General features: G+C 68.4%; 11 protein-coding genes and 1 pseudogene. 7 read left to right on the top strand and 5 right to left on the bottom strand.

Annotated features, from left to right (window positions below; translation table 11 throughout):
- Nucleotides 1-183, bottom strand: a 183-nt coding sequence (locus tag M3Q23_00060; GenBank protein MDP9340513.1) for a hypothetical protein, incomplete at its 3' end; no start/stop codon positions are given.
- Nucleotides 180-1,355, bottom strand: coding sequence for an IS21 family transposase (gene istA, locus M3Q23_00055; GenBank protein MDP9340512.1), 1,176 nt, complete (start codon nucleotides 1,353-1,355; stop codon nucleotides 180-182). The genes istA and M3Q23_00060, both read right to left, overlap by 4 nt.
- A 43-nt stretch (nucleotides 1,356-1,398) precedes the next feature.
- Here istA and M3Q23_00050 point away from each other — a divergent pair, with 43 nt between their 5' ends.
- Both M3Q23_00050 and M3Q23_00045 read left to right on the top strand, forming a co-directional pair.
- Nucleotides 1,399-2,004, top strand: coding sequence for a hypothetical protein (locus M3Q23_00050; protein MDP9340511.1), 606 nt, complete (start codon nucleotides 1,399-1,401; stop codon nucleotides 2,002-2,004).
- Nucleotides 2,004-2,276 carry a hypothetical protein gene (locus M3Q23_00045; protein ID MDP9340510.1) on the top strand — a complete coding sequence of 91 codons (273 nt, stop codon included), beginning with the start codon at nucleotides 2,004-2,006 and terminating at the stop codon, nucleotides 2,274-2,276. The genes M3Q23_00050 and M3Q23_00045 overlap by 1 nt, the downstream gene beginning before the upstream one ends.
- A 255-nt stretch (nucleotides 2,277-2,531) precedes the next feature.
- On the opposite strand, the gene M3Q23_00040 is transcribed toward M3Q23_00045, so the two are convergent.
- From M3Q23_00040 to M3Q23_00030, 3 genes and pseudogenes are all read right to left on the bottom strand, one after another.
- Nucleotides 2,532-3,725 (bottom strand): NAD(P)/FAD-dependent oxidoreductase, encoded by a 1,194-nt coding sequence (locus M3Q23_00040; protein MDP9340509.1) that lies wholly within the window; start codon nucleotides 3,723-3,725, stop codon nucleotides 2,532-2,534.
- A 58-nt stretch (nucleotides 3,726-3,783) separates the two neighbouring features.
- Nucleotides 3,784-3,918: pseudogene (locus M3Q23_00035) on the bottom strand (helix-turn-helix domain-containing protein).
- A gap of 234 nt (nucleotides 3,919-4,152) precedes the next feature.
- Nucleotides 4,153-4,314, bottom strand: a complete 162-nt coding sequence (locus M3Q23_00030) for a hypothetical protein (GenBank protein MDP9340508.1) — start codon at nucleotides 4,312-4,314, stop codon at nucleotides 4,153-4,155.
- Nucleotides 4,315-5,673: 1,359 nt separating this feature from the next.
- Here M3Q23_00030 and M3Q23_00025 point away from each other — a divergent pair.
- From M3Q23_00025 to M3Q23_00005, 5 genes are all read left to right on the top strand, one after another.
- The gene (locus M3Q23_00025; GenBank protein ID MDP9340507.1) at nucleotides 5,674-6,231 is read left to right on the top strand and encodes a hypothetical protein; all 558 of its coding nucleotides are present in this window, start codon (nucleotides 5,674-5,676) and stop codon (nucleotides 6,229-6,231) included.
- Between the two features lie 310 nt (nucleotides 6,232-6,541).
- Nucleotides 6,542-6,724: a hypothetical protein gene (locus tag M3Q23_00020; GenBank protein ID MDP9340506.1), complete on the top strand. Its 183-nt coding sequence runs from the start codon at nucleotides 6,542-6,544 to the stop codon at nucleotides 6,722-6,724.
- Between the two features lie 209 nt (nucleotides 6,725-6,933).
- Nucleotides 6,934-8,019 carry a YbhN family protein gene (locus M3Q23_00015; protein ID MDP9340505.1) on the top strand — a complete coding sequence of 362 codons (1,086 nt, stop codon included), beginning with the start codon at nucleotides 6,934-6,936 and terminating at the stop codon, nucleotides 8,017-8,019.
- Nucleotides 8,020-8,089: 70 nt separating this feature from the next.
- Nucleotides 8,090-8,344 (top strand): hypothetical protein, encoded by a 255-nt coding sequence (locus tag M3Q23_00010; GenBank protein MDP9340504.1) that lies wholly within the window; start codon nucleotides 8,090-8,092, stop codon nucleotides 8,342-8,344.
- Nucleotides 8,345-8,624: 280 nt separating this feature from the next.
- A complete protein-coding gene (locus tag M3Q23_00005; protein MDP9340503.1) occupies nucleotides 8,625-8,750 on the top strand; it encodes a GPGG-motif small membrane protein in 126 nt (41 codons plus the stop codon).
- Nucleotides 8,751-8,903: the final 153 nt, after the last annotated feature.

Genomic DNA, 8,903 nt, shown 5'->3' with positions numbered 1-8,903 from the left:
GGCCTTGCGCTCGCGCTCCAGCAGCTCCAGCTCGGTGACCTGCAGCAGGTAGGTGAGGTGATCGACGTTGTCGGCCGCGGCCCGCCGCGCCACCTTCTCGCACTCGGCTCCGATGGTGGGAAGCCGCAGCGCCTTCAGGTGGTGGCGCAGCAGGACCAGGGACTTGGACTCCAGGGCCTTCATGCGGATGCTCCTTTCAAGGAGGCGTAGGCCGAGAGGTCGGGCGCCTCGATGTGGTACGGGCGCAGGTGCGGGTGCCCGTCAAGGGAGAACAGCGAGACCGGTCGCTCCTGGCGGTGGTGAAGGATCAGGGCGATGGCGTCGGAGCTCGTGGCCCCGATCGCAAGGGCCGCCTGTACCGCGCCGGCGAGCTCGGCCACCGACGCGCGTTCCAGAAGGCGCAGCACCTTGATGAACTCCCGGGTGCCCAGGTGCGAGAGGTCGGCCTCCAGCCGCCGGCGCAGCAGGGCGAAGCACCCCAGGAGGTCCCAGTCTTCCAGTGGCCGTGCGACGTCGAGGGCGCCGGGCTTGCGCTCGAGTAAGGCCAGGTAGTGGCGGGGATCGAAGGTGGTCTGCTCGGACTCCCAGCACCGGGGATGCGTCGCCACCAGGTGGGCGTCCTCCACGATGCGGACCTGCTCGATCCCGCCCACGACGGTGAGCTCGTGATGGGCGAACGCCGTGGGGACCGAGTAGTCGTTGCGATCGAACCGCACAAGGGAGAGCGAGTTCGCCCTGGCATGGACCACCCGGCGGGCCTCGAAGGAAGCGGTGGGGATCTGAAGCATCGCCGCTCGGTCGACCTCGAGCAGCTCGGCCTTGGTCACGGCCTTGCCCCGGACCCGCCGGTGAAGGTCGGCCCGGCAGGAGGCCTCCAGACGGGCGTTGAGCTCGGCGAACGAGGAGCAGGAGGGGACGGGCACCATGAAGTTGCGCCGCCCGTACCCGACGAGGGACTCCACGTGGCCCTTCTCGTTGCCCCTGCCGACCCGGCAGAACCGGTGGGCGAACAGGAAGTGGCTCTCCAGGCGGAGGAACTCCCGGGTGAGAGCCCGCTCCCGGCCGATCACCTTGCGCACCGCGATGGTCGTGTTGTCGTAGGAGGTCCGGGTCGGCACTCCCCCGAAGAAGCGGAACGCGGCCACGTGGGCGGCCTGGAAGGTCTCGGTGCACTCCCGGGGGTAGGCGGAGACGTGGAAGGCGTCCGAGTAGGGGAGGCTCATGACCGCGAACGCGGCCTTGCGCCGCACGCCCGCGATCTCGACGGTGGCCTGGCCGAAGTCGAACTGGGCCTCACCGGGTGGATGGGACAGGGGGACGAAGACCTCTTGGGCGTGACGTCGGTTCCGGGCCACCCTGGACGGCGGCGAGGACGAGGACGAGGACGCCGGACCCCGGGTGAAGGCGGCGTTACGCAAGCGGCTGCTCGACGAGAAGAGGTGGGCCCGCGACCACCACCTCTACGAGCTCGGCCAGCGCCTTGCCGAAGAGATTGGCACCGAGGTGTTCGACGACCACAACTCCTTCGTCGAGACCGTCGACGCCGCTCTCACCGCCTGGGACGTGAAGTTGGCCGAGGGACACAAGAAGGCCCTCGTTCGCGGCCTGTCGTGGCGGGACGAGGAGGCGCCAGCAGTGGTCAAGAAGGTGGTCAAGGGCGCGAAGGCGGTGCCGGACCCCTTGCACGGCCGATTCCGGGTGGAGATCGACAGCAAGCAGGCGGTCATCGAATACGAGGCCGACCCGGTGCTCACCGACTACGAGCACGTGCCGCTCCTCGAAGGGGGCGGGATCGATGCGTTCATCGCTCGCGAGGTGACGCCTTTCGCGCCCGACGCCTGGGTCGACGAGAAGTCCGAGGAGAAGATCGGCTACGAGATATCGTTCACGCGGCATTTCTACAAGCCCGTCGAGCTCCGGCCGCTCGAGACAATCGAGGTGGACATCCGGAAGGTCCTCGCCGAAGGCGACGGACTCGTGGAGCGCGCTCTGGGGCTGACCTGATGACGGACATCGCGACAACAGCCTGGACGTACGCCCCCTCGCCGATCGACTGGCTGCCCCAACTTCCTGCTCACTGGGAGGTGGCGCACCTGCGCTTCGTGACCCGTTGCCTTGACGGCAAGCGAGTGCCGCTGAATGCCGAGCAACGAGCTGCGCGGCCCGGGCCGTACCCTTACTGGGGCGCCAACAAGATTATCGACCACCTCAACAAGTGGTTCTTCGACGAGCCGCTTGTCCTGCTCGGTGAGGATGGTGCGCCATTCTTCGGTTAAGTGCCCAGCCGGTTCCGTGGTGTCGCAGCACGGCGACCTCGAGTTCCGCCTCGGCCGCCATGCGATCGCTCGAATGGGCCAGGCGGAGGACCCGGCGCAGGAGGAGATAGAGGAGGGAGCTGATCACGGCGCGGCATTGTCGCAGACCGGACCGCCGCTGCCGGTCTCAGGCCGCGATCGTGTTTCTGGACCCCACGGGCTATCGAGGCAAGCCCCCGCCTGTCCAATGCGGTCGCGCCGGTCGACCGACTCGGCCTAGGCGGCGCGGACGGGAACGCTGGCCGCGGCCGCTCGCTCCCGGGCCACGGCGCGGGCTATCAGCCGGGCGTCGATGCCGATCTCGCGCAGGTTGCCGCTGATCGGGTTGGTGAACCCGATGAAGTACAGGTTCGGCGCGTTCAGATGGGTTCGCTCGCCGTGGACCACCGGCCGGCCGCCCGGCTCCACCAGTCCGAGCCCGCCGACCAGCCGCTCGAGCCCGCGGCGGAACCCGGTCGCCGCGATGACCGCATGAGGCCGGACCGTCGTTCCGCCTTCCAGCAGCACGTCCGGCCCGTCGAATCCCACCACCGCGGGGACCACCCGAACGCGACGCCGCTTGAGCAACCGGATCAGGCCCACGTCGAGGATCGGGATCGAGTCCTGGTTCGCCCTCGTGAGCATCCCGGCGGGGGGAGGCGGCATGCCGTAGCGCGTCAGGTCCCCGACGGTCAGCCGTTGCATGACCGCGGCGATCCGGTCCACCACACGGACGGGCAAGCGACGGATCAGCACCCCCACGGCCTGCGAGGGAAGGCCGCCGACGTCGCGTCGGAGGATGTTGGGCGGGGTTCGCACGGAGATCGCGACGTCCCGGGCGCCGCCCTCGACCAGGTCCACGGCGATCTCGGCGCCGGAGTTCCCCGTTCCGACGACGAGGACGTCCGTGGCCCGATACGGAGCGGGGTTTCGATAGTCGGCCGAATGCAGCAGCTGGCCCGTGAACGAGGCGCGCCCCGGCCAGTCGGGGAGCACTGCCTCTCGGTTGAACCCCGTGGCCACCACCACGAAGTGCGCGCTGATCTCTGCTCGGTTCGTGCGCAGGCGCCAGGCACCGTCGTCGCGGGCGAGCTCGAGGACCTCGACGCCAGCTCGCACGTTCAGGCGGTGATGGCCCGCGTAGCGTTCGAGATAGCGGACGACGCCGTCCCGGGACACCCACCGGCCCTCCCGTCGGTCGATCGGGAGCCCGGGGAGGCTGGAAAGCCATCGAACGGTGTGCAGGTGGAGCCGGTCGTAGTGCTGCCGCCAGCTCGAGCCGACCGAGGCCTGCTCGAGGACGAGGGTCGGGACGCCCTCGCGTCGGAGCATCGCGGCGGCGGCGAGCCCTGCCGGCCCCGCGCCGATGACGACAGCCTCGTGACGCTCGCGGGCCGGCTCCTCGTCCCGGTCGCTGCGGGTGGGGGACACGCGTTCGAGCGTAGCAGCGATGCGGCTGCGGGCGCAGAGCGGGCGAATCGCGGGGCGTTCAGTCCACGAACCGGTAGCCCAGGCCGCGCACGGTGATCAGGTGCGCCGGCCGGTGGGGGTCCACCTCGAGCTTCTGGCGGATGCGCTTCACGTGGACGTCGAGGGTCCTGGTGTCGCCCACGTAGTCGTGCCCCCTCGTCGTCCCCGTCGATCACTGCCTGGGCCAGCTCGTCGTTCCGGTGCACGAGCGCTTCGACCGATCGCGCCACCGCCGTCGTGGCCAGGTCCGCCTCCCGGTACAGCGTGGCCTGGAGGTGGGCCAGGTCGTCGTGGAACCGGCGTCGCGTTTCCTCTCTCATCCGAACCGCCCGGTCACGTAGTCCTCCGTCCGGGGGTCCTGCTCGGGTGCCACCGGGCAGGTCCTGCCTCACCGCCCCATGGCGCCGTCCTCGCTCGGGACGTTCCTGCGGTCGTTCACCTTCGGCCACGTCCGCCAGCTGGACAAGGTGACCGCGGTGGCGCTTGCCCGCGCCTGGGCCGCGGGTACGGGACCGGGGGACGCCCCGATGACGATCGATCTCGACTCCACGGTGTGCGAGGTCCACGGCTACGCAAAGGGCGGGGCGAGCTACGGCCACACCCGACGGCTGGGGTACCACCCCCCTGCTCGCCACCCGGGCCGAGACCGGCGAGGTCCTACACGTCCGCCAGCGCACCGGCAAGGCCAACACCGCCCGGGGCGTGGGGCGCTTTCTGTCCGAGACGGTGGCCCGCGTCCGCCGGGCCGGGGCCGCCGGACCACTCACGATGCGGGCGGACTCGGGGTTCCACTCCGACGCCCTGATCGCGAAGTGCCAGGCCCTCGGCGTCGCGGCCCCCGCAAGCAGCAACCCGGTGATGAGGAAGCCAGACAGCACGAAGAAGACGTCCACACCGATATAGCCCCCCCTCAGCAACCCCACTCTGGCGTGCCAGAGCACGACCAGGACGACGGCGACGGCGCGAAGCCCCTGGATGTCGTCCCGATGTCCGAGTTGCCCACCAGGCACGGCTCGGTCTCTCGGGGCCCGAACGGGAGCGGAGTGTGGGAGACGAGTGGAACCCGTGGAGAACCCCGGCTGCGACGTTCGGGTCCTCTCGGGAGGCATCCTCATCGCGGGTGCTCAATTCCAGACTGGCAAGCGGCGCCCTCGCTGCCGGGCTTCGTTCTCGGCGTGCATGAAGAAGACGCCTCGGGCGTTCCGAAGACGTTTGCCCACCGATCAGGATCCTGACCATCGGTCAGCGATCCCGTGTGGCCTCCTCCACGATCCGCCCGACCACTAGACGGGAGTTCTCGTCACCAACAACGAACGCTCTCGGAGGCCCCGGCGGGATCCATTATTGTAACCGCGTGCAGGCCCCAGCGATCGGCCCTCGTATCCTGACTTCAGCCTCCGGTTCGGACTACAGAACCGCGCCGCCACGGGAGAGAGCGGGCGGGCCGAGGAGGCTCGGGTGCCGAGCGGTACAGATCCCCTCAGATGCGCGGTTCGGCATGCCGGGCCACTCCGCGACCGCATTTGTTCGGCTCTCCGAGCTGGGCGTCCTTGATCCGTTTCACCGCATCCCTCGTCGATGCAGGGGCACACAACGAGCACGGGAACAGGAGAATCCTCGGTAGCGTCCCCGGCGGAGGAGCGGGGCATGAATAGGAACGGTGCAATCGATCCCATCGAAGAGGAGGAGACATGCTGGCTCTCTCATTGGCGATCCCCGGGATCATCGTCGCCATCGTGGTGATCTTGGTCATCTTCTACCTGGTGCGGCGCGCGTGACGTACGGGGAACCGAGGATGTGATCATGGGAGCGGTGAAGCAGAAGGTCGACGAGGCGGTCAGCAGGGTGAAGGGCGTCGTCGGGCGATGAGAAGCGAGGTGCCCTAGCGGACGGACGAAAGGAGCGGGGCATGCCTGTGTGGGGATGGGTCGTCATCGTGGTCGTGGTGCTGGGGGTCCTCAGCTTGCTGATTCTGGGGGCCAGGAGGAAGCGTCGAACGGGGTCTCTTCGAGGAGCATTCGGACCCGAGTACGAGCGGACCGTGGCTGATGCGGGCAACCGCAAGAGGGCCGAATCCGAGCTCGAGGCGAGGCAGCAACGGAGGGCCGGGATGGACCTCCGGCAGCTGGACCCCGCCGCTCGCGAGCGCTTTCGGCGGGCATGGAGCGCGGCCCAGGCCGAGTTCGTGGATTCGCCCGCAAAGGCCACCCGCGAGGCCGATCTCCTCGTGGCCGAGGTGATGCGAGATCGAGGCTACCCCATGGAGGACTTCGAGCAGCGGGCGGCTGATATCTCAGTGGACCATCCTGAGGTCGTTGCGAACTACCGGGCGGCACATGGCGTTTCGCTCGCCAACGACCAAGGCAAGGCCTCCACAGAGGACCTGAGGGGGGCCCTGGTGCACTATCGATCGCTGTTCGAAGAGCTGCTTGAAGCGGAGGACACGGTGCCGGGAGAGGCCAAGTAGAAATAGCCGAGCGGTTTGTCGGGTCAGGACCCAGCACCCGGTCCCGAGACGGGTCCGGCGCCCGACGAGGCCATCGCTGAAGGAGGAGAACATGGCGTGGAGACGAGGGAGGGGGCGACGATGGGGAGGAGGAGGAGGAGGAGGAGGGGGAGGGCGAGCTAATCGCCGAGGCCTGGGCATGCTGTTCGGTTTCCTCGTGCTCGTGGCGCTCGGCGTCATCATCTACCTGCTCGTGAAGTGAGCTGAGCAGCATCAACCTAGCCAAGCTGGCCGGGTTGCCGCGCGGGGGAACGAGAGAGAGGCGCGAAGCATGAGGGCTTTGATCGCCATCGTGTACATCGTGGTCGGCGTCATCGTGGCGGCGACTCACCAGTACTTCGTCCACCTCGGGGACATCGAGACCATCGCCTCCGCGGTGCTCGCCGTATTGCTGTGGCCACTGGTCTTGTTCGGCGTGGACCTGCACCTGGGCACGAAAGTCAAGTCGCACTGAAACGCGCGTTGGTCAACGCTTCCGTGGGGCCGATGTGGCTGTCGAGCAGGCTCGCTAGACGCGGCCCATCACTCCCCTAGGCTTCTGTCAGCCACGTGAGCGAGGCGCATGGAGGCCCGAACGTGCGGGGCGGCAGGGCACGCAAGCGCCGATCAAAATCTACCCGCGTTGTGAGGCGCATTGTCGGCGTACTGCTGTTTTTCCTGATCGTGGATTACCTCGTGCTCCCGCAGATCGCTGGGGCGCGCAAGTCACTGTCCCTGCTCGCGAGGGTGAACGTCGCGTTCATCCTCGCCGGACTGGCGCTCGAAGTGGCCTCGATCATCGCCTACGGCATGCTCACCCAAGCCGTGCTGCCTCGGAAGAGCCGCCCCCGGTTGTTCACGACCATTCGAATCGAGCTGTCCACGCTCTCCGTCAGCCACCTCGTGCCGGGAGGTTCGGCCGCCGCCAGCGCCCTCGGATTCCGACTCTTGGGGCAGCAGGGAGTCAGCGGGAGCGACGCGGGATTTGCTCTGGCGATCCAGGGGATCGGCTCCGCCGTGGTGCTGAACGTGTTGCTCTGGCTGGCGCTCGTCGTCTCGATTCCGACGCACGGCTTCAATCCCCTGTACGGGACGGCCGCGGCGGCCGGAGCCGTCGTGATCGGCGGCTTCGGTCTGTCGGTCCTGGCGCTCACGAAGGGGGAGGAGCGAGCCGCCAGGTCCATGCGGTTCGTGGCTCGACATGCCCCTTTCCTCGACGAGGACAAGATGGACGCGTTGATCCACCGCCTCGCGGCGCGCCTGGTGATGCTGCTGGCCGATCGGCGGCTGCTGCTCTCCGCGGTCGGGTGGGCTGCAGCCAACTGGCTGCTGGACGCGGCGTCGCTCGAGGTGTTCGTGTGGGCGTTCGGCCGCCGTCCCGGCGTGGTCGGGTTGCTCGTCTCCTACGGCCTGGCCAACGTGCTGGCCGCGATCCCGATCACCCCAGGCGGCCTCGGCATCGTGGAGGCAGTCCTCACCTCCACCCTGGTGGGGTTCGGGACCGCGCGAGGGATTGCCATCCTGGGCGTGATCTCCTATCGGCTGGTGAGCTTCTGGCTGCCGATCCCGGTGGGCGGTATCGCCTACCTGTCGCTGCGTGCCCGGCTCGCGGCGCGGGAGCGCAGAGAAGAGCTGGCTCGACTCGCCAAAGATGCCGCGCTGGCCGCAGACCGCCCCACCGAGTGGGCTGAGCGCCACGGCATCAGGCTGCCTCGGTCGCCGCAGCAGAGACCCCCGGGAGCGGACCCCGATGCGGTCGAGGATGCATGACCAGACCCTCCCTGAGGGCACGGACTCTCGCGGCGACGGACCGCCGGCGGCACATGTACCATCCCACGACGTGGACATCAGAACACTGCCTGAAGCCATCCGGCGCAGACGGCGGGAGGCGCTCCAGTTCCTGGCTTCTCCCAGCGGCGAGCGATGGAGACGTCGGATGGCCTGGGTTCTGGTGGTTGCCCTGCCCTTGGCGTTCCGGATCCCATTGCTGCGCAAGCACTGGGCGCTTCGGCTTCTCGAGCTCGCGGGCGGGGCCGCCATTCTCGTCAAGCTCGGGCAAGCCGTCCGGGACTGGGAGCCCTCGCCAGCTGGATAGTCAAGCCCCGACAGGACCTTGCCTGGGAAGGCCAGGAAGAGGTCCACCTGGTCGAGGTGAAGAGCCTCCCGGCCGAGAGCGGGAGAGAGAGTGGATAGGCGACCTGCAATGCTTGTTGGACGCTCGCCCAGGAGGGCGGCTGGATCACCGGGCTAGGCACGAGACTCAAGGCGTTTGCGAAGCCGCGCAACGGGAAAGCCGAGACTGAGAGGAGGACGCGATGCACACCATGCTCGTGGCGCCACCGCTGGCCGCAGTCGTGCACGGGGGAGCCGTTCCCCTGCTGTGGATCATCGGCATCATTTTGATCGTCGCCGGAGTGGTGGCCCTCTTCCGCCGCAGTCTGCTCCTGGGAGTCGTGCTGATCGTGATCGGCATTTTCTTGGGCGGCCTCAACGTCCTCTGATCAGGCCGCGTGATCGGAGGGGAATCGGCTGAAGTCCTCCAGCCCTCGCGCTTCGATGGAGGCTCGATGGTGGTCCCTGTGCATGGCCATTGCTCAGTGCCGGCAACGCAGCTGCGCCTGTCGAACAGCATCCGGCTGGTCAGAAGGCTCCGG

The sequence above is a fragment of the Actinomycetota bacterium genome (assembly GCA_030774015.1).
Taxonomy (GTDB): domain Bacteria; phylum Actinomycetota; class UBA4738; order UBA4738; family JACQTL01; genus JALYLZ01.
The sequence above is the reverse complement of the archived record's forward strand: the minus strand, read 5'-3'. Positions and strand labels throughout refer to the sequence as shown.

Bases quoted from the DNA above. Each gene is read 5' to 3' on its own strand.
- M3Q23_00025 (MDP9340507.1), top strand. From the start codon at position 5,674: ATGCCTGTGTGGGGATGGGTCGTCATCGTGGTCGTGGTGCTGGGGGTC.
- M3Q23_00045 (MDP9340510.1), top strand. From the start codon at position 2,004: ATGACGGACATCGCGACAACAGCCTGGACGTACGCCCCCTCGCCGATC.
- M3Q23_00020 (MDP9340506.1), top strand. From the start codon at position 6,542: ATGAGGGCTTTGATCGCCATCGTGTACATCGTGGTCGGCGTCATCGTG.